Source organism: Amycolatopsis sp. NPDC059021 (genome assembly GCF_042739895.1).
Lineage (GTDB): Bacteria > Actinomycetota > Actinomycetes > Mycobacteriales > Pseudonocardiaceae > Amycolatopsis.
On the sequence record NZ_JBHYIQ010000059.1, the window covers coordinates 1 to 25,139 of the forward strand.

The 25,139-nt window shown below is 72.0% G+C and carries 6 protein-coding genes; all 6 read right to left on the reverse strand.

What is annotated here, in order from left to right:
- A partial coding sequence (locus tag ACFWX1_RS29650; RefSeq protein WP_378392846.1) for a type I polyketide synthase occupies positions 1-2,052 on the reverse strand: 2,052 nt, incomplete at its 3' end.
- Positions 2,049-17,339, reverse strand: a complete 15,291-nt coding sequence (locus ACFWX1_RS29655) for an SDR family NAD(P)-dependent oxidoreductase (RefSeq protein ID WP_378392848.1) — start codon at positions 17,337-17,339, stop codon at positions 2,049-2,051. The genes ACFWX1_RS29650 and ACFWX1_RS29655, both read right to left, overlap by 4 nt.
- 157 nt (positions 17,340-17,496) lie before the next feature.
- Positions 17,497-18,507 carry a nucleotide disphospho-sugar-binding domain-containing protein gene (locus ACFWX1_RS29660; RefSeq protein WP_378392850.1) on the reverse strand — a complete coding sequence of 337 codons (1,011 nt, stop codon included), beginning with the start codon at positions 18,505-18,507 and terminating at the stop codon, positions 17,497-17,499.
- 154 nt (positions 18,508-18,661) lie between these two features.
- Complete coding sequence (locus ACFWX1_RS29665; RefSeq protein WP_378392852.1) at positions 18,662-21,385, reverse strand: LuxR C-terminal-related transcriptional regulator; 2,724 nt, start codon at positions 21,383-21,385, stop codon at positions 18,662-18,664.
- A 199-nt stretch (positions 21,386-21,584) separates the two neighbouring features.
- A complete protein-coding gene (locus tag ACFWX1_RS29670) occupies positions 21,585-24,302 on the reverse strand; it encodes a LuxR C-terminal-related transcriptional regulator (RefSeq protein WP_378392854.1) in 2,718 nt (905 codons plus the stop codon).
- A 359-nt stretch (positions 24,303-24,661) separates the two neighbouring features.
- Positions 24,662-25,114 carry an enediyne antibiotic chromoprotein gene (locus ACFWX1_RS29675; protein ID WP_378392856.1) on the reverse strand — a complete coding sequence of 151 codons (453 nt, stop codon included), beginning with the start codon at positions 25,112-25,114 and terminating at the stop codon, positions 24,662-24,664.
- Between the last annotated feature and the right edge of the window lie 25 nt (positions 25,115-25,139).

The window sequence follows — 25,139 nt, forward strand, 5'->3', positions numbered from 1 at the left end:
CGCCGCGGACAGGCCGACCGAGAGCATCCCGCCACCGCGCCCGCCCAGCAGCTCGGCGATCGCCCGGCTGCGCAGTACGACCACCCTCGCCCCGTCTTCGAGCGACAGCGCCCCCGCCACGCACGCGGCCGCGATCTCGCCCTGGGAGTGGCCGATCACCGCGTCCGGCCGGACACCGTGCGCCTGCCACAGCGCCGCCAGCGAAACCATGACCGCCCACAACAGCGGCTGGACGACGTCGACCCGGTCCAGGGAGGGCTCGCCCGGCAGGCCGGACAACGCGGCCTCGGGCGACCAGCCGACGAGCGGCTCCAACGCGGCCGAGCACTCGGCGAACCGGCCGGCGAACACGGGTGACGCGGTCAGCAGGCCGGTGGCCATGCCCGCCCACTGCGAACCCTGCCCGGGGAAGACGAACACCGTCCTGCCCCGGACATCCGCCGTCCCGGTCACCACGGGCTCGGGGAGGTGATCGTCCGCGATGCCGCGCAACGCCTCGATCCGGTCCCCGGAGAGCACGACCGCGCGCCGTTCGAACGCCGCCCGGCCGGCGGCGAGGGAGCGGGCGACGGCGGCCTCGGTCTGCCCCGGGTTGTCCTCGACGTGCCGGGCCAGCCGCCGGGCGGCGTCGCGCAACGCGGCGCCGGTCCGCGCGGACAGGACCCACGGGGTGACGGCGGGTGCCTCGGCCTCCTCGGCGGATTCCGGCTCGGCGGCCTGTTCGAGGATGACGTGCGCGTTGGTGCCGCTGATCCCGAACGAGGACACCGCCGCCCGCCGCGGCCGGTCCGCCCCCGGCCACGCCGTGTTGGCGGTCAGCAGCCGTACCGTGCCGGCGGACCAGTCCACCTGCGGCGTCGGCTCTTCCGCGTGGAGGGTCTTCGGCAGCATCCCGGACCGGATGGCCTGCACCATCTTGATCACTCCCGCCACCCCGGCCGCGGCCTGCGGGTGCCCGAGATTGGACTTGACCGTTCCCAGCCACAGTGGACGGTCCGCGGGCCGGTCACGGCCGTAGGTGGCGAGCAACGCCTGCGCCTCGATCGGGTCGCCGAGGGTGGTTCCGGTACCGTGCGCCTCCACACAGTCCACAGAGGACGCTTCGAGGCCGGCGCCTGCCAGCGCCCGCTCGATGACCCTGACCTGCGCCAGCCCGTTGGGCGCGGTGAAGCCGTTGCTGACGCCGTCCTGGTTGACCGCGCTGCCGCGGAGCAGCGCCAGCACCGGGTGGCCGTTGCGGCGGGCGTCCCGCAGCCGTTCCAGCACGAGCACCCCGACGCCCTCGGCCCAGCCGGTACCGTCGGCCGCCGCGGAGAACGCCTTGCACCGTCCGTCCGGCGCGAGGCCGCGTTGCCTGCTGAAGTCGACGAACATCTCCGGCGTGCTCATCACCGTCACCCCGCCCGCGAGCGCCAGCCCGCAGTCGCCGCGCCGCAACGACTGCGCCGCGACGTGCAGGGCGACCAGCGACGACGAGCAGGCGGTGTCGATGCTGACCGCGGGCCCCTCCAGGCCGAGGCTGTACGCGACCTGGCCGGACACCAGGCTGCCGCCGGGGCCGCCACCGGTGTAGTCGTGGTACATCAGTCCCGTGTAGACACCGGTGGCGCTGCCCTTCAGGGTGACCGGGTCGATACCGGCGCGTTCGACGGCTTCCCAGGAGACCTCCAGCAGCAGCCGCTGCTGCGGATCGGCGCGTCGCGCGTCGCGCGGGCTGATGCCGAAGAACTCCGCGTCGAAACCCGTCGCGTCGTAGAGGAAACCACCGTGCCGGACGTAGGTCTTCCCCGGCTGCCCGGGATGCGGATCGTAAATGCCTTCGAGATCCCAGCCGCGGTCGACCGGGAACCCGCCGATCGCGTCCCGTCCCTCGGCGACCAGCCGCCACAGTCCTGCCGGATCGGTGACGCCGCCGGGGAACCGGCACGCCATCCCGACGATCGCGATCGGTTCGCGATCGCGGTCCTCCAGCTCCCGCACCCGGTGCCGGGCGGCGCGCAGGTCGGTGGTGGCCCGCCTGAGGTAGTCGCGGAGTTTCTCCTCGGTCGTCATGTCAGCCCCAGTTCGTCGTCGAGGACGCTGAACAACTCGTCGTCCGTGGCCACGCCCAGATCACCGGCCGGATCCCGGGTCGCCGGGTCCCCGGCTCCCGCCGGGGCCCGCCACCGCCGCACCAGCGCCTCGAACCGGGCCAGTACCTTGCCGCGGCTGTCCGCGCCCGCGGTGGCCACCAGACTCGCCGCCAGCCGGTCGATCTCGCCGAGCACCGGATCGACCGGGTCCGTCTCGCCGGCGCCCACCAGGTCGAGCAGGTGCCGGGTGAGCGCGGCCGAGGTGGGATGGTCGAACACCACGGTCGCCGGCAACGCCGATCCCATTGCCGCGCCGAGCCGGTTGCGCAACTCCACCGCGGCCAGCGAGTCGAACCCGAGTTCCTGGAAGGCCCGATCGGGCCCGATCTCGGCGGCCGACTCGTGCCCCAGTACTTCGGCGACCTGCCCGCGAACGACTTCGAGCAGGAAGGGTTCGCGATCGGCCGGAGCGAGGCCTGCCAGCTCGGCGGCCACGGTCTTGCCCGCCGGTGCCGCAGTGGCCCGGCCCGCGGATCCGGCGGAGGTCAGGCCGCGCAGCATGGCCGGGACCCCGTCCCCGCGGGCACGCAGTGCGGGAATGTCGAGTTTCACCGGAAGCAGCACCGGATCGGCCGCCGCTGCCGCCCACGCGACGTCGAACAGGGCGAGGCCCTCCTCCGGCGGCAACGGCGGCAGGCCGAGCCGGGCGAGCCGGTCCTGGCCTGCCTCGCCGAGCGCGGCGGCCAGCCCCGTCCGCGCCCACGCGCCCCAGGCCAGCGACACCGCGGGCAAACCCGCGGCCCGCCGGTGCACGGCGATCGCGTCGGCTGCCGCGTTGGCCGCGGCGTAGGCGGACTGGCCCGCCGCGAGCAGCGATCCCGCCACGGACGAGAAGACCATGAACGCCCGCAGGTCACGGCTCGCGGTGGCTTGGTGCAGATTCCACGCACCGTCCACTTTGGGCGCGAGGACTGCGGCGAGCCGGTCCGGCGTCAACGATTCGACAAGGCCGTTGTCCACGACGCCCGCCGCGTGCACCACCGCCGTCAGGTCGGGAAGGCTGTCCACGAGCTCGCCGACCGCCGCCCGGTCCGCGACGTCACACGCCGCGACGACGACTTCGGCACCGAGCCCGGCGAGTTCCCCGGCCAGTTCGGCCGCGCCCGACGCGGCCCGCCCCCGGCGTGAGGTGAGCACCAGACGCCGCACGCCGTGCGCGACGACGAGGTGCCGGGCGAGCAGCGCGCCGAGACCACCCGTGCCGCCGGTGATCAGGACCGTGCCGGCCACGGCGGGAGGCTCGGTGTCCACAACGGACACCCGGGCCAGGCCGGGCACGTGGGCCACCCCGCCGCGGACGGCGAGCTCGGCATGGTCGCCCGGCACCTCCGCGTCGCCGGAATCCAGGTCCAGCAACCGGAAACGGCCCGGATGTTCCGCCTCGGCCGCCCGGACCAGCCCCCATACGGCCGCGTGCGCCGGGTTCACCCGTTCGCCGCCGACCGCCACCGCGTCCCGGGTGACGAACGTCAACCGCCCGGTGGGTTCCGTCAGCCAGTCCTGGATCACGCCCAGCGCCTCGTTCAGCGCGGCGCGAGTCGCCACCGGAACTTCACCGTCCACAGCGGACATACGGTGCACGGCGGCGTCCGGGCACGGCGTCACCTCGACCGGTTCCCAGGTGATCCGCCACAACGCGTTCCGGCCGACCGGTGCGGAGGGCAGGGCACCGGCCGGACGGGCCACCAGGGACGCCACCGACACGACCGGCGTGCCCGCGCTGTCGACGGCGATCAGCGACACCGCGTCGCTCCCGGCCGGAGCGATCCGTACTCGCAACTCGGCCGTGCCGGTACCAGCGCCGAGCGAGACCCCGTTCCAGGCGAACGGGAGAACCGGCCCGCCTTCGCCGTCCATGTCCAGCAGCTGAGCGTGCAACGCCGCGTCGAACAGCGCCGGATGCACGCCGTACGCGCGCACGCCGACGGTCTCGGGAGGAAGCGTGACCTCGGCGAACAATTCCTCACCGCGTCGCCACATCCGCCGAAGTCCCCGGAAGGCGGGCCCGTAGTCGTAACCGAGGGCGGCGAGGTCGTCGTAAAGACCGGTCACGTCCACCTCGGCGCCGCCAGGGGGTGGCCACTCGGCGACGGGGCCCACCTCGATCGGGGCGGCGTCGGCGGGCAGCAGCACCCCCGTGGCGTTCCTGGTCCACGGCGCGTCCGGTTCGTCGGCGCGGGAATGGACCTCGACGGCCCGTTGTCCCGACTCGCCGGGCGCGTCGACTTTCACCTGCACCACGACGCCGCCCCGCGGAGACAGCACCAGCGGCGCGGCCAGGGTCAGCTCGGCCAGCTGGCCGCAGCCGACCTCGGCCCCGGCTCGCAGCACCACCTCGACGAACGCGGTACCGGGCAGGACGATCCGGTCGAGCACGACGTGCTCGCCCAGCCACGACGCCGTGTCCGTGCCAAGCCGGGTGGTGAACACCACGGCGTCGGTCCCCGGCATCCGCACCGCCGCGCCGAGCAGGGGGTGGCCGACCCCGGCCAGGCCCGCCGCGGCGAGATCGGACCGCGGCACGGGCCGCAGCCAATAAGTCTTGCGCTGGAAGGGATACGTGGGCAAGGCGACCCGGCGAGCACCACTGCCCGCGAAGTACGCGGCCCAATCGACGTCGGCTCCGGACGCCCACAGCCGCGCGAGCGCCGCGACGGCGGTGTCCGGCTCGGGCCGGTCGCGCCGCAGCATCGGCACCACGGACATGTCGGCGCTCTGCCGGGCCATCGCGGTCAGCACCGCGTCGGGCCCGATCTCCACGCAGCGCACCGCTCCCGCACCGGCGAGGGTGCTCACGGCGTCCGCGAACCGGACGCTGTCCCGCACGTTGCGCACCCAGTGGTCCGGGGTGCGCAATTCCGCGCCGGCGACCGTCCCGGTCACGGTGGACACCAGCGGAATCCGCGCGGCGTGGTAGGTCACGGCCTCGGCGGCGGACCGGAACCCGGCCAGCATCGGTTCCATCAGCGGCGAGTGGAACGCGTGGGACACCGGCAGCCGCTTGGCCCTGCCCAGTGCGGCCGTGACCTTCCCGACCGCTTGCTCGGCCCCGGAAACGACCAGGGAGCGCGGCCCGTTGACCGCCGCGATGCCCGCTCCCCCGGTGAGCAGCGGGCGCACCTCGTCCTCGGCCGCCTCGACCGCCACCATCACCCCGCCCTCGGGCAGCGCCGCCATCAGCCGGGCTCGCGCGACGACGAGCCGGGCCGCGTCCGGCAGCGAGAACACTCCGGCCACGTACGCGGCAGTGAGCTCACCGACCGAATGCCCGACCAGGAAATCCGGTCGCACGCCCCAGGATCCGAGCAGCCGGGACAGCGCGACTTCGAGGGCGAACAAGGCCGGTTGCGTGGTGCCGGTGTGGTCCAGCCCCTCCCCGGTGACGATCGCTTCCTTGATCGAGCCGCCCCGGTGCCGGTCGATTTCCGCGCAGACCTCGTCGAATGCCTCAGCGAACACCGGGAACGCCTTGGCCAGTTCGAGACCCATACCGGCGCGCTGCGCCCCCTGCCCGGAAAACAGGAAAGCGGTCGCGCCATCCTGCACGACATCCGCGACGCCAGGCGATTCGCCGCGTGCCAGTGCGGCGACGCCGTCCCTGCCGTCGAACACCACGGCCCGGTGTTCCAGGGGTGCCCGGGTGGTGGCCAGCGAGAAGGCGACGTCGACCGGATTCCGGTCGCCACGCCAGGACAGCAAGCGCCCTGCCTGCGCCCGTAACGCGGGCTCGGTGCGGGCACTGAGCACCCACGGCGTGACGGGCGGTGGGCTCGACGGGCCCGGGGCGGATGGCCGCTCGCCGGATTCCTCGATGATGACGTGGGCGTTGGTGCCGCTGATGCCGAACGACGACACCCCCGCCCGGCGCGGACGACCATTGACCGCCCACTCCCGGGCCTCGGTCAACAACCGCACATTCCCCGTGTCCCAATCAATATGCGGCGACGGCGCGTCGACATGCAAAGTCTCCGGCAACACACCATGACGCATCGCCATCGCCATCTTGATCACCCCGGCCACCCCCGCCGCCGCCTGCGCGTGACCGATATTCGACTTCACCGACCCCAACCACAACGGCTCAACCCGCTCCCGGCCGAAAACCGCCAGCAACGCCTGCGCCTCGATCGGATCACCCAATACCGTCCCGGTACCATGCGCCTCCACAACGTCCACATCGGACGGATCAAGACCACCCTCGGCGAGCGCCCGGCGAATCACCCGCTGCTGCGCCCGGCCGTTCGGCGCCGTCAACCCGTTCGACGCACCATCCGAATTCACCGCCGAACCCCGCACCACGGCCACAACCTCATGCCCGTTCCGGCGCGCGTCCGACAAACGCTCCACCAGCAACACACCGGCGCCCTCGGACCAGCCCGTCCCGTCCGCGGCCGCCGCGAACGACTTACACCGGCCATCACGAGCAAGCCCACCCTGACGAGCAAAATCCGCAAAAGGCTCCGGCGACACCATCACCGTCACCCCACCCACCAACGCCAGCGAACATTCATTGCGCCGCAACGACTGCACAGCCCAGTGCAACGCCACCAACGACGACGAACACGCCGTATCCACACTCACCGCAGGACCCTCGAGCCCCAACGTATAAGCGATCCGGCCCGACACCACACTGCCCAAACCGCCGTTGCCCACATACCCGGCAACCTCTTCGGGAACCTCACCACCCCGGCCCCAATCGTGATACATCACCCCCATGAACACACCGGTCTGAGAACCCCGCAAATCCGACGGCGCGATCCCCGCACGCTCCACCGTCTCCCAGCACACCTCCAGCAACAACCGCTGCTGCGGATCCATCCCCACAGCCTCACGCGGACTCACCCGGAAAAACCCCGCATCGAAATCCGCCACCCCCGCCAAAAACCCACCACGACCCACATACGAAGACCCGGCATCACCGTCAGAACCCACCACATTCAGGTCCCAGCCACGGTCGACCGGGAAATCCCCGATACCGTCACCACCGGAAACCACCAGATCCCACAAACCCTCCGGCGACACCACACCACCCGGATAACGGCACCCCATCCCCACGATCACCACCGGATCACCGTCCAGCTCGCGCGGAGCGACCACAGGGGACTCGGCACTTTCCCCGGCACCGAGTACCGCCAGCAGCAATCCGGCCACCGCCGCTACCGACGGATAATCGAACACCAGCGAAACCGGCAGCCGCACCCCGGAAACCTCGCTCAGCCGGTTACGCAATTCCAACGCCGACAACGAATCGAAACCCAGCTCCGCGAACGAACGATCCACCCCGACGGAAACACCCGAACCGAAACCCAGCACCACGGCGACATGACCACGCACCAGCTCGAGCAGAACACGCTCCGCCTCGACGGCAGGCATTTCCGCGATACGGGAACGCAGCCCGCCCGGATTCGCCGGGCGTGCCGGCGCACGGACCAAGCCGCGTAACAGCGGGGGAACGCCGTCCCGCGCCGCCTGTGCGCGCACCGCGGCGAGATCGAGCCGGATCGGGAGCACGACAGCGCGGTCGGCCGAGATGGCCGTGTCGAACAGCGCGAGTCCTTCCTCGACGGTCAAGGCCGTCACCCCGGAACGGCGCATCCGGGCGAGGTCCGCGTCGGCGAGCTCGTCCGCCATACCGAGATCCCAGAGTCCCCAGGCAAGGGAAACACCCGGCAAGCCCGCGGAACGCCGCACTTCGGCCAAGGCGTCGACGGCGGCGTTGCCCGCGGCGTACGCGGCCTGGCCCGCGGTGCCGAGCGTGCCGGAGGCCGAGGAGAACACCACGAAGAAGTCCAGCTCCGCGGTCGCCTCGTGCAACCACCAGGCCCCATCGACCTTCGGCCGCAACACGGCGTCGACGCGCTCCGGGGTCAGCGATTCGAGCAGCCCGTCGTCGGTCACGCCCGCCGCGTGCACCACGCCGGCCAGCCGGCCCGGAATCCCGGCGACCAGCTCCCGCACCGCGGCCCGGTCACCCACATCGCAGGCCACCACCGAAACCTCGGTACCCACGGCCGACAACTCGGCCACCAGCCCCGGCGCCCCCGGCGCAGCCAAGCCCCGGCGCGACGCCAAGACCAACCGCCGCACACCACGACCCGCCAGATGCCGCGCGAACACCGCACCCAGACCACCGGTACCACCCGTGACCAGAACCGCGCCCTCGACCCCGCCACCGTCCACAACGGACACAGCGGTACGCACAAGACGCGGCACCAGCGACACCCCACCACGAACGGCGATCTCCGGTTCGTCCGAGCCGAACGCGGTGGGTCCGGCCGTGGCGTCGAGGTCGATCACCCGGAACCGGCCGGGGTGCTCCGCCACGGCCGATCTCATCAGTCCCCAGGCCGCGGCCATCCCGGGGTCGGGGACGTCGCCGTCCACGGCCGCGACCGCGCCACGGGTGAGCACCGTCAGCCGTGCTTGCGCGAACCGCGGCTCGCCCAGCCAGGTCCGTGCCACCGCGAGCAACTCGGCGGTGACCGCCCGCGCGACCTCCGGAACCTCACCATCGCGAGCGGGCAGGACATAACACACCTCGCCGGGCATTCCCGCGCCTTCGCCCACGGCCTCGGCCAGCGCCGTCAGTTCGGAGACGTGAGTGACTTTGCGCGATTCGACCGGCTCGACGTCGCTCGCGGGCACCCACCGCGTCTCGAACAGCGAGTCCCGGGCGACCGCTGTGCCGGAGGAAACCTCGCGCAGGGTAAGGGAAGCGATGGTGACCACCGGCGTTCCGGCGGCGTCGACGGCCACGATCGACACGGTGTCCGTGCCGGACAGGCGGACCCGCAGCGTCGTCGCCCGGCCGGACCAGCGGCTCACCGCTTGGAAGGCGAACGGGACCTGGGCCTCGGCCGCGTCCTCGCGCAGCAGCGCGATCGGGTGCAGCGCGGCGTCGAGGAGAGCCGGATGCAGGCCGAAGCCGGTGGTGTCGACCTCATCGGGCAGCGCGACCTCCGCACAGATCGTGTCACCGGTACGCCAAGCCCGCCGGACACCCCGGAACACCGGCCCATACGCCAGGCCGACGTCGGCGAGGCCGGCATAGAGAGCATCGACATCGACGGGCTCCGCCCCGGACGGCGGCCATTCGGCCAGATCGGGCGCCGGTTCGGCACCGGCGGGCGCGAGCAGTCCGGTCGCGTGCCGGGTCCACTCCCCCTCGTCACCCTCGGGCCGCGAAAACACTGTCACCGCGCGTGTTCCGTCGGCCCCGGCGCCGTCCACCGTCACCTGGACGGCCGCCGTACCGGGCAGGACCAGCGGTGCTTCGATGACCAGCTCACGAACCTCGCCGCAGTCCACCTCGGCACCGGCTCGCAGGGCCAGATCCACGAAAGCGGTACCGGGCACCACCACGCGGTCCCGCACGAGGTGATCGGCCAGCCAGGGGTGCCGGACAGGCGACAGCGTGCCGGTCAGCACTACTCCGCCGGTCGCGGGCACCGGCACGACGGCGCGCAGGATGGGGTGATCGGTCCCGGCCTGCCCGGACTCGGCGGCCGTCGCCGCGGGAGGCTTCGGCGTCAACCAGTAGCGCGAGCGCTGAAACGCGTAGGTCGGCAGGTCCACTTTGGACGCTCCGCTGCCCGCGAAGTAACCCGCCCAGTCGACCGCGCCGCCCGACACGTACAGGTGTGCCAGCGCGGTCACGGCGGTCATCGGTTCGAAGCGGTCGCGGCGCAGTACCGGAACCACGACGGCCTCGCCGGGAACGCACGCGCGGACCTGGCCCGAGAGCACCGCGTCCGGCCCGACCTCGACGTACCGGCTCACTCCGGTTCCGGCCAGCTGCCGCACCGCGTCGGCGAAGCGCACGGTGTCCCGTACATTGCGGACCCAATAGTCCACGGTGCACAGTTCGCCGGCCGCCACCGCCCCACCGGTCACGGTCGACACGAAGCGGATCCGGGGAGCGCCGAAGGTCACGGATTCGGCCACCGACCGGAACCCGGCCAGCATCGGCTCCATCAGCCCGGAGTGGAACGCGTGCGACACCCGCAGGGGTTTCGCCCGGCGGCCGTCGGCAGCCAATCGGTTCACGACCGCCGACACGGCGTCGTCGGCACCCGAGACGACCACCGACCGCGGTCCGTTCACCGCGGCAAGCCAGGCGCCTTCGGTGAGCAGCGGCCGCACCTCGTCCTCGGCCGCCTCGACCGCCACCATCACCCCGCCCTCGGGCAGCGCCGCCATCAGCCTGCCCCGCGCTGTCACCAGCCGTACGGCGTCGGCGAGCGACCAGACACCCGCGACGTGTGCCGCGGCGAATTCGCCGATCGAATGCCCCGCGACGACGTCCGGCCGCACTCCCCACGATTCGAGCAGCCGGAACAACGCCACCTCGACCGCGAACAACGCGGGCTGCGTGTGTTCGGTCCGGTCCAGCCCTTCGCCGCTCTCGATCAGTGATCGCAACGACCCGCCCGCCGTGCGGTCTGCTTCCGTGCAGATCTCGTCGAGTGCCTCGGCGAACACCGGGAACGCGTCGGCCAGTTCGAGGCCCATGCCGGCGCGCTGCGCGCCCTGCCCGGAGAACAGGAAAGCGGTCGCGCCGTCGCGTGGTTCTCCGGTGACGAGGCCGGACGCGGGCGTGTCGTCCGCCAGCGCGACCAGACCCGCTTTCAGATCGGCCCGGCCGGAGCCGACCACCACGGCGCGGTGTTCCAGGGGTGCCCGGGTGGTGGCCAGCGAGAAGGCGACGTCGACCGGATTCCGGTCGCCACGCCAGGACAGCAAGCGTCCTGCCTGCGCCCGCAGCGCCCGCGGGCTCGCCGCGGACACCGGCCACGCCACGGGAAGGGACCAGCCGGGAGCGGCCTTGGCGGGCCGGGACTCTCCTTCTTCCAGGACAACGTGGGCGTTGGTGCCGCTGATGCCGAAGGAGGACACCCCCGCCCGGCGCGGACGACCGTTGACCGCCCACTCCCGGGCCTCGGTCAGCAACCGCACATTCCCCGTGTCCCAGTCGATATGCGGTGACGGCGCATCGACGTGCAAGGTCTTGGGCAGCGAACCGTGCCGCATGGCCATCGCCATCTTGATCACCCCGGCCACCCCCGCCGCCGCCTGCGCGTGACCGATATTCGACTTCACCGACCCCAACCACAACGGCTCAACGCGATCCCTGCCATAAGTCGCCAGCAACGCCTGCGCCTCGATCGGATCACCCAGCACCGTCCCGGTGCCGTGTCCTTCGACGGCGTCCACATCGGACGGTTCGAGGCCGCCGTCGGCGAGTGCCCGGCGGATCACCCGTTGCTGCGCCCGGCCGTTCGGCGCGGTCAGCCCGTGGGAGGCGCCGTCGGAGTTCACCGCCGAACCCCGGATCACCGCGAGCACGTCGTGCCCGTTGCGGCGCGCGTCCGAAAGGCGCTCCACCAGCAACACACCGACACCCTCGGACCAACCGGTGCCGTCCGCGGCCGCCGCGAACGACTTACACCGGCCATCCCGAGCAAGCCCACCCTGACGGGAGAAGTCCACGAACGGCTCCGGCGACACCATCACGGTCACCCCGCCGACCAAGGCCAGCGAACATTCGTTGCGCCGCAACGACTGCACGGCCCAATGCAACGCGACCAACGACGACGAACACGCCGTGTCCACACTCACCGCGGGCCCCTCGAGCCCCAACGTGTAGGCGATCCGGCCCGACACCACACTGCCCAAGCTGCCGTTGCTCACGTATCCGGCGATGTCTTCGGGGATCCCCCCACCGCGGCCCCAATCGTGGTACATCACCCCCATGAAGACGCCGGTCTGCGAACCCCGCAAATCCGACGGTGCGATCCCCGCGCGCTCGACCGTCTCCCAGCACACCTCCAGCAACAGCCGCTGCTGCGGATCCATCCCCACAGCCTCACGCGGACTCACCCGGAAAAACCCCGCGTCGAAATCCGCCACACCCGCCAGAAATCCGCCGCGGCCCACATACGAGGCCCCGGCTTCGCCGCCGGGATTCACCACATTCGGGTCCCAGCCGCGATCGGCGGGAAACCCGCCGATGCCGTCCCCACCGGAAACCACCAGATCCCACAAATCCTCCGGCGACACCACGCCACCCGGATAACGGCATCCCATCCCGACGATCACCACCGGATCGTCGACCGTGGCGTCCCGTACCACCGCGTCGGACTCGGGCCGCTCACGAATCCCCAGCTCCACCAGCAACAACTCGGCCACGGCCGTCACGGAGGGGTAGTCGAACACCAACGACGCCGGCAACCGGAGCCCCGACACCTCCATCAACCGGTTACGCAACTCCAACGCCGACAACGAATCGAAACCCAGTTCCCCGAACGAACGATCCACCCCGACGGAAGCGCCCGAGCCGAAACCCAGCACCACGGCGACATGCCCACGCACGAGGTCCACCAGGAGCTGCCCGGCCTCCGCCGGGGGCAACGCCCGTACCCGGTCCGCCAGCCCGCTCCGGGGCGCCGCGGCCGGCACGCGGACCAAACCGCGCAGCAACGCGGGCACGGCGTCGGCGGCAGCCGAAGCGCGAACAGCCGCCAGGTCGAGCCGGGCCGGGACGACGAGCGCCGGGCCCGCGCCCATCGCGGCGTCGAACAACGCCACGCCCTGGGCCGCCGACAGCGCGGAAACCCCGGCTCGCTCCATTCGCCCGACGTCGGCCGCCGCGAGATCGCCCGCGAGGCCGAGATCCCACGGGCCCCAGGCAAGGGAAACGCCGGGAAGACCGAGAGAACGCCGATGAGCCGCCAGGCCGTCGACGAACGTGTTGGCCGCGCCGTAAGCGGCTTGTCCCGCGCTGCCCAGCACTCCGGACACCGAGGAGAACAGCACGAAGAACTCCAGGCCGAGCCCCGCGGTCGCCTCGTGCAACCACCAGGCGCCATCGACCTTCGGCCGCAACACGGCGTCGAGGCGCTCCGGGGTCAGCGATGCGACGAGCCCGTCGTCGAGCACGCCCGCCGCGTGGATCACCCCGAGGATCGGCCCGCCGATATCGGCGACCAAGGCCGTCACCGCGGCCCGGTCGGCCACATCGCAAGCCACCACCGAAACCTCGGCACCCACGGCCGACAACTCGGCCACCAACCCCGGCGCCCCCGGCGCAGCCAAACCCCGACGCGACACCAACACCAACCGCCGCACACCACGACCCGCCAGATGCCGCGCGAACACCGCACCCAGACCACCGGTACCACCCGTGACCAGAACCGCGCCCTCGACCCCGCCACCGTCCACAACGGACACAGCGGCACGCACAAGACGCGGAACCAGCGACACCCCACCACGAACGGCGATCTCCGGCTCGGCCGGGGAAAACACCTCGGGGATCTCGTCGTCGCCCCGCTCGAGATCGACCAGCAGGAACCGGCCGGGGTGCTCGGCCTGCGCGGCCCGTACGAGGCCCCACACCGGCGCCATGGCGAGGTCCACGGCGTCGTCGTGCCCGGCCGCGATGCCGTTGCGGGTGACCACGGCGAGCGGGACGTCGTGCAATCGCTCCTCGGCGAGCCACGCCCGCACCAGCTCCAGCGCCCATTCGGCCGTCGCCCTGGCCTCATCGGGTACACCCCTGTCCGGGGTCTCCGGCACACAAGCGATGGCGACCGGCGGCCGCTCCGCGGCCTCGGCCAGTTCGCGCACATCGGCGAACCGGGGCCCGCGCCACGCACCGGGCCCGACGAGGGCGGCTCGGACAGGCCGGCTCGCGATCTGCCGCCACCGCACCTCGAACAGCGCGTCACGCGACGCGGTGTCCGCCGGCGCCGTACCGGCCGGGCGGGTGGTCAGGGATTCGACCTCGACGACCGGTGTCCCGGAGGCGTCCGCACAGGCGATCGCGCCGGTGCCGGTGATCCGGACCCGCAACGCGGAGACCCCGGTGGCAGGCCCGATGGTCACCCCGGTCCAGGAAAACGGCAGCTGGGCCTGCTCGCCGGACGCCACGACGAGCCGTGCGTGCAGGGCGGCGTCGAACAGCGCGGGATGCACGGCGAACGCCGCGGCGTCGGCACGCCTGTCCTCGGGGAGGGCGACCTCGGCGAACACTTCGTCCTCGCGGCGCCACACCCGGCGCAGCCCCCGGAAGGACGGGCCGTACTCGTAACCCTGCGCGGCGAGTTCGTCGTAGCGGCCGTCGAGAGCGATTTCCTCCGCACCGGCGGGCGGCCACGATGTCAGGTCCGACCACGTCCCGGTGCCTTCGCCGAGCACACCGGTGGCATGGCACGTCCACTCCCCGGACGACTCGGAATACACGGCCACCGACCGGGTCCCGGCCTCTCCGGGCGGCCCGACGACCACCTGGACCGCGAGCGGCGCGGACTCCGGCAGTACGACCGGCACCTGCATCGTCAGTTCGTCGATCCGCGTGCAGCCGGCTTCGGCCGCGGCGCGCAGCACCACTTCGACCAGCGCGGTGCCCGGCAGCAGCCGCGTACCGTGGATCACGTGTTCGGCCGGCCAGTCCGCGTCGGCCGCAAGGCGGCCGGTCAGCACCAGCCCACCGGAGTCGGGCCTGGCGACGACCGCTCCCAGCAAGGGATGGTCCGCGTCGGCAAGGCCGGCCGACGACACCGCGCCAGAACGCGTCGAACGCATCCAGTATCGCCGCCGCTGGAACGGATAAGTCGGCAGGTCCACTTTGGATGCTCCGGGGAAGAACGCGTGCCAGTCGACCACCGCACCGGTCGCGTGCAGCCGGGCCAGCGCCGTCACGCACGCGGCGACCTCGGGCCGGTCACGGCGCAGCACCGGGATCACGGTCGCGTCCGTGGATTCCGCGGCCGTCGCCGCCAGCGAGCCGTCCGGCCCGATCTCGACGATTCTGGTCACTCCTCGCAACGCCGTGACGGCGGCGGAAAGCCGTACCGTGTCCCGGACGTTGCGTACCCAGTAGTCCGGTGAGCACACCTCGGCCGCCATGACCGGACCCCCGCTCACCGTCGACACGATCGGCGTGCGCGGTTCGGCGTAGCGGACCGACCCGGCCACGGCCCGGAACTCGGCGAGCATCGGCTCCATCAGCACCGAATGGAACGCGTGCGACACCGGCAACCGCCTGACCCGCCGCCCGGCCGCCGTGAAATGCGCCGCCGCCCCGGCGACCACACTGTCCACACCGGACAGTACGATCGACCGCCGTCCGTTCACCGCCGCGATGCCGAGCCGCGGGCCCACCAGCGGCAGTACCTCTTCCTCGGTCGCCTCGACGGCCACCATCGCGCCACCCGCGGGCAGCGCGGCCATCAACCTGCCCCGCGCGGCCACTAGCCTGGCGGCGTCGGGCAGGGACAGCACACCGGCCAGGTGCGCCGCCGGCAGTTCGCCGACCGAATGCCCGAGCACCACATCCGGCCGCACGCCCCAGGATTCGAGCAGCCGGGCCAACGCCACCTCGACGGCGAACAACGCGGGCTGGGTGGCACCGGTGTCGTCCAGGCCGTCCCCGTCCGCGATGACGCTCCTGATCGGACGGTCCAGATACCGGTCGAGTTCCGCGCACACCGCGTCGAAGGCGGCGGCGAACGCGGGGAACTCCCCGGCGAGCGCGAGCCCCATCCCGGCGCGCTGGCTGCCCTGCCCGGAGAACAGGAACGCCGTCCGCCCGCCCCCGGCCGTGCCGGTCACCACCCGCCCGGACGCGGCACCCTCGGCGAGCGCGCGCAGCCCCGCCGCGATCTCCGCGTGCTCGGTGCCGACGACGACGGCGCGGTGCGGAAAGGCGGTACGGGTGACGGCCAGCGAGTACGCCACGTCGGAAAGGTTTCCACTGTCCATTGAGGACAGCTGCTTCGCCTGGGCCACGAGCGCTTCCGGGGTGTGCCCGGACAACACCCACGGCACCACCGCACACCCGGCCGGTCGCGCGGCGGGTCCCTCCGCCGCGGGCCGCTCCTCGATGAGGACGTGGGCGTTCGTGCCGCTGATGCCGAACGAGGAGACACCGGCCCGGCGCGGGGTGCCGCCCTCGGCCCACGGGCGTGGTTCGGTGAGCAGCCGCACGGAACCGGCCGACCAGTCGACATGCGGCGAGGGCCGGTCCACGTGCGGGGTGCGCGGCAGGATCCGGTTGCGCAAGGCCATGACCATCTTGATCACCCCGGCCACGCCTGCCGCGGCCTGGGTGTGACCGAGGTTCGCCTTGACCGAGCCCAGCCACAGCGGCCGGTCCGCTGGCCGGTCCTTTCCGTAGGTGGCGAGTAACGCCTGCACCTCGATCGGGTCGCCCAGGGTGGTTCCGGTGCCGTGCCCGTCCACAGCGTCCACATCGGACGGTGCCAGCCCGGCGGCGCGGAGCGCGTCCGTGATCACCCGTTGCTGGGCGAGGCCGTTCGGGGCGGTGAGCCCGCTGCTGGCGCCGTCGGAGTTGACGGCCGAACCGCGGAGCACCGCGAGCACTTCGCGGCCGTCCCGCAGGGCGTCGGACAACCGCTGCACGAGCAGCACGCCCGCGCCTTCGCCCCAGCCGACGCCGTCGGCGGCCTCCGCGAACGCCTTGGAGCGCCCGTCCGGTGACAGCCCACGCTGGCGGCTGAAGTCGATGAACGGCTCCGGCGTCGCCATCACCGTCACCCCGCCGGCCAGCGCCATCGAACACTCGCCACGGCGCAGCGCCTCGGCCGCCCAGTGCACCGCGACCAGTGAGGACGAGCACGCGGTGTCGACCGTGACGGCCGGGCCTTCGAGGCCGAGGGTGTAGGCGACCCGGCCGGAGACGACACTGCCCAGGCTGCCGCCCGGCGAGTAGTCGTGGTACATCACCCCGGCGAACACCCCGGTCCGGCTGCCCCGCAGCTCGGCGGGCACCAGCCCGGCCCGTTCGAACGCCTCCCACGACACTTCCAGCAGCAGGCGCTGCTGCGGGTCCATCTCCAGCGCGTCGCGCGGGGCGATGCCGAAGAACTCCGGATCGAATCCCGCCGGGTCGTCGAGGAAGTTCGCGTGCCGGACGTAGCTGCTGCCGGGGCGCTCGCCGGTGGGGTCGTAGAGCGCGGCGAGGTCCCAGCCACGATCGGCGGGGAACTCGCCGACCGGGTCCCGGCCGTCGGCGACCAGCTGCCACAGCCCCTCCGGTGAGGAAACGCCGCCGGGGTAGCGGCATGCCATCCCGATGATCGCTATCGGCTCGGCCGCCCGGTTCTCCATTTCCCGTAATTGCCGCCGGGTGATTTTCAGCTCACCCGTCATACGCCGGAGATATCCGAGCAGCTTGTCCTGATCCGTCACCGCTCATCCTCCTCGTCCGCTCATCCCCGGCACCCGGCCGCGGGCACACCGGGACAGCGGATTCGATTGATATCCCCCCGGCAATGAAAGCCACCGACGAACCGGGAATCCGATTCGGTGAGAGGAAGTCAACCACAGCCCGCGCGCGCGGCAGCCCCTAAAACGAGCGGGCGAGACCGGTCAGTTCGGCGACCAGCCCGGCCGGGGCAGGCGCCTGCGACAGCTCTTCGCCGAGCCGGTCCGCGGCGGCTCGCAACGCCTCGTCCTCGAGCAGCCTCGTGACGGCGGACGAGATGTCAGCGCGGGCCGTCAGCGCGGCGCCCGCGCGTTCGATCCGTGTCACCAGCCCGGTTTCCGGACCGACGACCAGCTGCGGCAGCCGATGGCTCACCGCGGCGAGCGCCTGGCTCGCCCCGCCGCCGTGCACCACGGCCGAACAGGTGGACAGCAACGGGCTCCACGCCACGGATTCCACCGGCCGGACGTTGTCCGGCACGGCGGCGCCCGCGGGCAGCCCGGCCGTCCCGGTGGTACAGACCACCTCGACGTCGAGTGCGGCGACCGCGCCGAACACCGTCGCCAGCGCTTCGGAAGTCACTGATGCCAAACACAATCGGGGCCGTCGGGGTGACCGCCGCAGCCACGCCGCCACCTCGGCGGGCCCGGCGTAGGGCACGAACCGCACGGCGAGGTGATCGCCGGCGCCCGGCGGCCGCAGCGACCGCGGCGTCGGATCCAGCGTCGCCTCGCCCTCGACCAGGCCCTGGTCCGCGGTCAGGCCGAACCGGCCGAAATCCGCGCCCATCCGGCGGCGGAATCCGTCCGCTGTCACGACCGGCTCGTCCGCCCCGGTGAGCACGCGCACGCTGGGCACACCCGCGACCCGCGCGGCCACCGGCGCGGCGGGCATCAGTTCGTCCCAGACGATCAGATCGGGTGCCCATCGCCGGGCATGGCCGATCAGGTCGTCGACGGACCGGGAGTCCGCGGCGGCGTGCCCGGCATCGTCCAGCTCGATCGCCACCACCCCGGCGCGGTTGATCACCGGGGTGAAATCGCGGCGCCCCGCGATCTGCACCTCGTGTCCCGCCGCCCGCAACGCCCACGCGATCGGCACGAGGTTGTACAGCCGCTCCCGTTCCGGCGCTGTCGCGAACAGTACACGCATGGGCACCCCCAGAAAGCACCGGAAAAGAGGCCGGGCAGCACGGGAAAAGCACGGAAAACACGGCTGCGGAAAACCGCGTCGAAAGGTAGCAGCGCCCCCGCCGCGTCCGACCCCTTATTTTCCGGTGTGCCCGGCCGTAGGGGTTTGCTCCCGATCACGCGGAGTCGAGCACGGTCGAGAGTTCGGCGCGGTTGTTCGTGCGGAGTTTGCGGTAGACGCGGGTCAGGTGCTGCTCGACCGTGCTGACGGTGATGTAGAGGGAGCGGGCGATCTCCCGGTTGGAGTGCCCCTTGGCGGCCAATTGCGCGACCCGGCGTTCCGCCTTGCTCAGCGAAGCGCGGAAGGCGGGCTCGGCTGTCCGGCGGAGATCGACCGGCGCGGCGACCGCCGTGGCCAGCTTGGGCTTGGGCCTGCCGCCCGCCGGGGCGGCCAGGGAGGCCTTCTTCTCCGCGGTGGCCGCGCGTGCGGTCTGCTCGGCCCGGTTGTGCTCGCCGAGTTGCCGGTAGACCCCGCTGAGATCGGCGAGGGCGCGCCCCAGTTCGTGACGGTCGCCCGATTCGCGCAGGGCGGCCACCGCCTGTTCGAGCAGGGCGGGCCTGCGGGCCGGATCACCGGTCTGGGCCAGCAGGCGCAGGCTGATGCCTTTGGTCCTGGCGTCGAGATAGGCGCCCCTGCCGAGTTGCTGGGTGAGGAACTCGTGTGCCTCCGCCGTCCGCTTGAGACGGAGGTAGGCCATGGCGAGGCCGGCGCGCCACGGCAGCAACGGCGGGAAGTCCACCTTTCCCTTGCGGGCGAAGCGGCCGACGGTCTCGAAGTCGTGGACCGCGGCGAACACGCGGTCGGTGGCCAGCATGTGATGGCCACGGGCGAGCAGATAGCGCATTCCGGGGACCGTGGTGTGCATCGACTTCGGCACCGGTACCGCCGCGAGCACCGCGGCCGCCTCCTCGTGCCTGCCGAGCCGGTCGTAGACGCCGAGCGCGACGGCGACCGGGTAACCGACGAACGCACCCCAGGTCCTGGCCGCGGTGGGGTTCACCACGGCGGTGATGGCGGCTTCCGCGGCGAGCAGGTCACCCGCGCGCAGGGCGGCTTCGGCGCGGATGTACTGGAAGATGGCGCACCAGGTGGGCGAGCCGCGCCGCTTCGCCTCGTCGATCAGCTTGTCGCACCACGCCGCGGCGCTGTCCGGGCGGTTGGCGAAGGCCAGCGCGAACAAGGCGCTCGACACCACCGCCATCGTGCCGTCTCCCAGGCAGTAGCTCCGCAGGATCTGCTCGGCACTGGCCGCCGCCTCCTCCGCGGCACCATGGGTCCACAACCCGGCCAGTGCCACCACCGCCTGCGTCCACGGATCGGCTATGTCACCGGGATCGTCGTCGGGAAAGACGTCCGACGACGTCCCGAGCAGAAGGCGGTAGGTCAGGCCGAGTTCGGCGGCCGTCAGCGGGTCGTGCAGCAGCCCGCGATCGCGGGCGACCCGCAGCACTTCGCCGATGTCGTCGGCGTCCCCGGTCCACAGCACGCTGCGGATCGCGCTGAGCACGTCACGCCCGGAGATCGAGTCGTCGCTCATGGCGGCGCGCAGCACCGGCAGATGCGCCATGGCCTCGTTCGGGTCGAGACGCCACTGGGCGCGTGCGAGGGTCGCGGTCAGGCCGGTGCGGGTGGCCTCCTCACGGCAGTCGCGGAGGGCGAGACCGAGGCAGCGCACCGCGAACCGGACCCGGTCGCCCGCCAGCGCCTGCTCGCCGGCGTCCCGGAGCAGCGCGACACCCCAGCCCGCAGGCACCCGCTCGGCGGCGACGAGGTGTTCGGCGACGTCGATCGCCGGGCCACCGCGCCGGTACCGCAGGTCGGCGGCGCGCTGGTGCAGTTCGGCGCGCTGGTCGGCGGACATCGAGTCCAGCACGGCGTCACGGACGGCGGGGTGGCGGAAGCGGCCATCGACGAGGAACCCGGCTTCGGCGAGAACCGCCGAAGCCTGCTCGACGTCCTCGGCCGTGACCGCCACGAGCCTGCCGACCTGCTCGGGCCCCATCGAGCCGAACACGGCGAGACCGCGGGCGACGTCGAGCAGCTGATCGTCCCAGCGGCCCAGGCAGGCGAGCACCGCGTGCCGGAACTCCATCCCCACGACGGGCCGCTCCACCGTTTCCTGCCCGAAGGTGGTGGCCACGCTGTGGTCGAGGATGAGCGCACGCGCCAGCAGGGCGTTGCCGCCGCTGATGCGGTGCAGGTCGGCGGCGGGCAGGGGCGTTTCGGCCGCGCCGGCGGCGTCGGCCAGATGGGCGACCTCCTCGACACCCAGCCGGGCGAGCCGGATGTGATGGTGCGGACGGCGGGTCAGCTCGGCGATGAACAGCGGGTCGGGCACGTGCGGGCGGTCCCACATGGTGACCACCAGGAGGATGGGTGCCGAGGCGAGCCGCCGCTGCAACGAGAGCAGCAATTGCTGGGACTGCGGATCACCGAAATGGACATCGTCGACGGCGATGACCAATGGCCAGCCCTTCGCCAGTTCCAGCAGTACGGCGCACAGTTCGCGAGTGAGCCGCATTTCGTGTTTGCCGACCCGGTCCCGCTCGTCCGTCGCGAGCAGCTCCCAGGCCCGCGCGGTCACCTCGGCCGGCAATCCCCCGCCGTAAAACAATTGATCGATGATGCCGGATCTGATGTTCGTTTCGGCTCGCGCGCCCGCGGCACCGAGGAACAACGCGCCGGTATCGGCCACGATACCGGCGAAATCGTGGACAAGCTTCGTCTTTCCGCTTCCCGGCCCACCGCGGACGACGACCAGGGTCCCACTTTCATTGAAAGCGTCGGCGGCGAGCCCGCTCAGTTGATTCAGCGCTTCCGAATGACGCAATCGAACCATTTATGCTCCCCCTAGCAAAAACTATGAAGTCGCTTTCAGCTCAATTCCCCCAAATATCCCCTATCGGGCGAATCGCAGCAGCTCCATGTCATGTTACAACCGGTATGCGAATCTCACGGGAGGTGACTTTGACGGGACAGTATGTATCCGTTCCCGCCGTCGAAAGTGCGCTAGGGCGGATGTGAGAAGGACCGACCGGTCATTCGGCCAGGTGCGCCGGGCCGACCAGGGTGGCCAGCTCGCGCCTGCTGGCCACCCCCAGCTTGCGATATACCCGCGTCAGGTGCTGTTCCACCGTGCTGACCGTCAGGAACAGCTTTCCGCCGATCTCGATGTTGCTGTGTCCCCGGCCCGCCAGCCGGGCGACCCGCAACTCGGCACCGCTGAGCACGGCCAGCGGGTCCCCGGCCACCTCGGGCCGCCGCGGTGGCCGCGCCGGCTCGGGTACGGCGTGTCCCTGGTAGGCCGCCTCCTCCGCCGCGCGCTTGGCGACGGCGCGGGCACGCTCGGACTCCCCCGCCTCCTGATGCGCCTTGCTCAGCTCGGTCAATGCCCGGACCAGGTGGAACCCGTCGCCCGCGGCCTCCGCCGCCTCCACCGCCTGGCGCAGCAGCCCGACGCGTTTGGCGGGTTCGCTGCAGGCGGCCAGCAGCAGGAGCGAGCCGCCGCGCGCCCCGGTCACCGGCTGCCCGAGCATGCCCAGCTGGTCGGCGGCGAGCGAGCGGGCCTCGGCACGCCGCCCGAGCTGCAGCGTCGCCTCGGCGAGATCACCACGCCACGGAAACAGCTCGGGCACGTCGATGCGCCGCTGGGCGATGAGCTCGCCGCAGTCGCGGAAGTCGCTCACGGCGGCGAGAATCCGGCCGGTGGCCAGCCGGTGGTGCCCGACGGCGCGCTGATACCAGATGCCGGGCAAGGTACCGCTCATCGCGTCGGGTGCCGGGACGCGCACGACCTCACCGGCACGCTCGTGCTGCCCCAGCGTCGTGAGCGCGAGTGTGAGAGTGCCCAGCGGCCACCCGACGCACACACCCCATTCCTCGGCGGGGAGCACCTCCAGCGCCTCCGAGGCCAGCCGCGCGGCCTCCGGTATTTCCCCGCGCAGCAACGCGATGCGAGCCGTCACCTCGGTCAGCACGGCCTGCCAGACCCGGGCCGTCCGGCGTCCCGCCTCCGCCAGGAGCTGCTCGGCCGCGGCGGTCACCTTGCCGTAGCCGGCGCCGAGGGCGAGTACGAGCAACGCGGTGCCGAGCGTCTCGACGGTGGTGTCGGCGAGGACGCCGCTGTGCAGCACCCGCTCGGCATGCGCGACGGTGGCCTCCGTGACCCCGTGCGTCCACACGGTGCCGATCGTCCCCGCTTGCCGGGTGGCCTCCGGCTCGTTCCGCGGCGCGCCGTAGACCCAGCGATACATCAGGCGCGCCCGCACGGCCAGCTGGGCGTCGGCGTCCCGGCCCGCCCGGTCGAACGTGGCCAGCACCTCCTCGGCGGCGGGTTCGTCGCCGAACCACAACGCGTGCCGCAACGCGGAAACCCTGTCGTGCGCCGACAGGTCGCCCGCCAGCGCCGCCGCGTGCAGCGCGCCGCGATGCGGTGCGGCCAGTGAGGGATGACTCCGCCACGCGGCACGGGCGATGCCCGCGACGAGCGCGGCCCGCGTCGCGGGTTCGGCGTCACCGTCCACGGATCCCGCGGCGAGTTCGAGACAGCAGACCGCGAATTCGTCGTCGTCGTTGCGCAAGGCCCGCTCCGCCGCCTCGCGCAGCACCGGGACGACCCACGCGCCGGGGACGGGGCCCGCGGCGACGAGATGACCGGCGACCGCCGGCGCGGGAGCGTTCGCGGCGTACAGCACGCGCGCGGCCTCGGCGTGCAGGCCGGCTTGCCGGCGAGCGGGAAGGCCCGCCAGGACGGCCTTGCGGGCCGCGGGCTGCCGCAGCCCCGTTTCGTCGGCGAAACCCGCCGTGGCCAGGATCTCCATGATCTGCTCGACGACACCGGCGCGCCGCCCGATCAGCCTGCTGACCCCCGCGGGGGTGGCCCGTTCACCGAGCACCGCGAGTCCCCTGGCGACGTCGAGCACCTGGGGTCCCCACCGGCGCAGGCACGCCACCACGTCCTCGCCGAGCTGGGCGTCCGACGCCGTCAGCTCGGCACCGGTTCCCGCGATGGCACCGCCCCTGCGGGCCTGCTCGTACTCCCGGACGAGCGCGTTCACCAGCAGCGGGTTGCCCGAACTCAGCCGGTGCACGGCAGCGGCGACGTCTGCGGCCTCGTCCGCGGGGACACGGCCCTTCGCGAACCTGGTGATGCTGTCCTCGCTCATCGGGCCCAGCCGCAGCCGCCGGTGCGGGAACCGGGACAGTTCCACCTGGAACTCGGCCAGCGTCGGCCGCGGCCACACCCACTCGCTGACGACCATCCGCACGCTCGCCGACCGCAGCCGGCGCCAGAGATACAACAGCAGCCACATCGACATGCGGTCGACGAAATGAATGTCGTCGACCGCGATGGACACGATTCGCTCGCGCGCCATTGCCGACAGCACTTTACCCATCTCGCGGGCCGTCGCGAGCACCTCCGGATCACTGACCTTAGTGCTGCCGAGGACATGCTCACTGTCCTCGACGACGGCCGACGCCCTCGCCAGCAATGCCAGCAGGCGCTCTTCGTCAGGCGTGCCCATGCCGCGGAACATCTGCTCGATGACGGCGAACTGCAAGGTACTCTCGGCGGCGGAACCGACCGCCGTCAACGAGACCATTCCCGCCTCGGCCGAATGCTGGGAGAACTCGTGCAGCAGGCTCGTCTTGCCACTCGCCAGGCTTCCGCTGACGATGACCAGACCGCCTCCCGCCGCTCCCCCGTCCAGCGCACACAGAATCTTCAGCGCGTCGTCGTACTCAACGTATCGCACACAAACGCCCCCATCACACGCCTGCCGACGCTCCCGCATCAGGATCGACAGCCCGCCCCAGTCGACGTGTCAGCGTTGAACCCTACTGCAGGAAGGCGACCGCACAACCCCTATTTCCGGCGTTTCCGGCACCCTCGCCGTTCGCACGGCGCGAACGGCGACGCGGCCGGGCGGCCAAGGGCGGCCCCCGTCCCGACAGGGGGCACGTCGTCCTTCCCCGGCCGGTTTCCCCTTCGACAGCCGGGAAACCCGGCCCCGGCGACGACGTGCCCCACTGCCCGGGGCAGGCACTCCCCACGTCGGCGTGCGAATCCCGAAGAATTCCCCATGCCGCGTGGAAAGCGCCCGGATCAGGGATATCAGCTGAACGAAATCACCGTCGTCGCGCCCGTTCCGTCATCGGCACCGGCGCCGACATAACAGCCGTGCTCGGCCGTCTTGCAGTCGACGGTTCCCCACTTCGTCCCGTTGTCGAGGTAGCCGACGAACGTCTTGTGCGCCACGCTCGCCGAGGAACCACCACCATTCCCGTCCGTGGTGATCTGCCCCGAACCATCGTGATCGCACACGTTCGCGCCGCCGATCTCCGCGCACTCCGAGAAGTGCACCTTCTGCGCGGCCTTGAAACCGGAGACGGTGACAGTGATGGGAGTCCCTTCGGAAAGATTCGTCGACGGCGACACCGTGACCTGCGGCGCGTCCGGCGCCGGCGCCGCCGCCGCGGAGGACCCGCCTGCCACGGCGATCCCGAAGGCCGCCGCGGCTACGGCCACCACGCCCGCGACACGCTTGACGCTGTTCGCAGAATGCATTCGCATACTCCATTTCTCACGAGAA

Excerpts from the sequence above, each read along its gene's own strand:
- ACFWX1_RS29660 (WP_378392850.1), bottom strand. The coding sequence starts at position 18,507 with ATGCGTGTACTGTTCGCGACAGCGCCGGAACGGGAGCGGCTGTACAAC.
- ACFWX1_RS29665 (WP_378392852.1), bottom strand. The coding sequence starts at position 21,385 with ATGGTTCGATTGCGTCATTCGGAAGCGCTGAATCAACTGAGCGGGCTC.
- ACFWX1_RS29675 (WP_378392856.1), bottom strand. The coding sequence starts at position 25,114 with ATGCATTCTGCGAACAGCGTCAAGCGTGTCGCGGGCGTGGTGGCCGTA.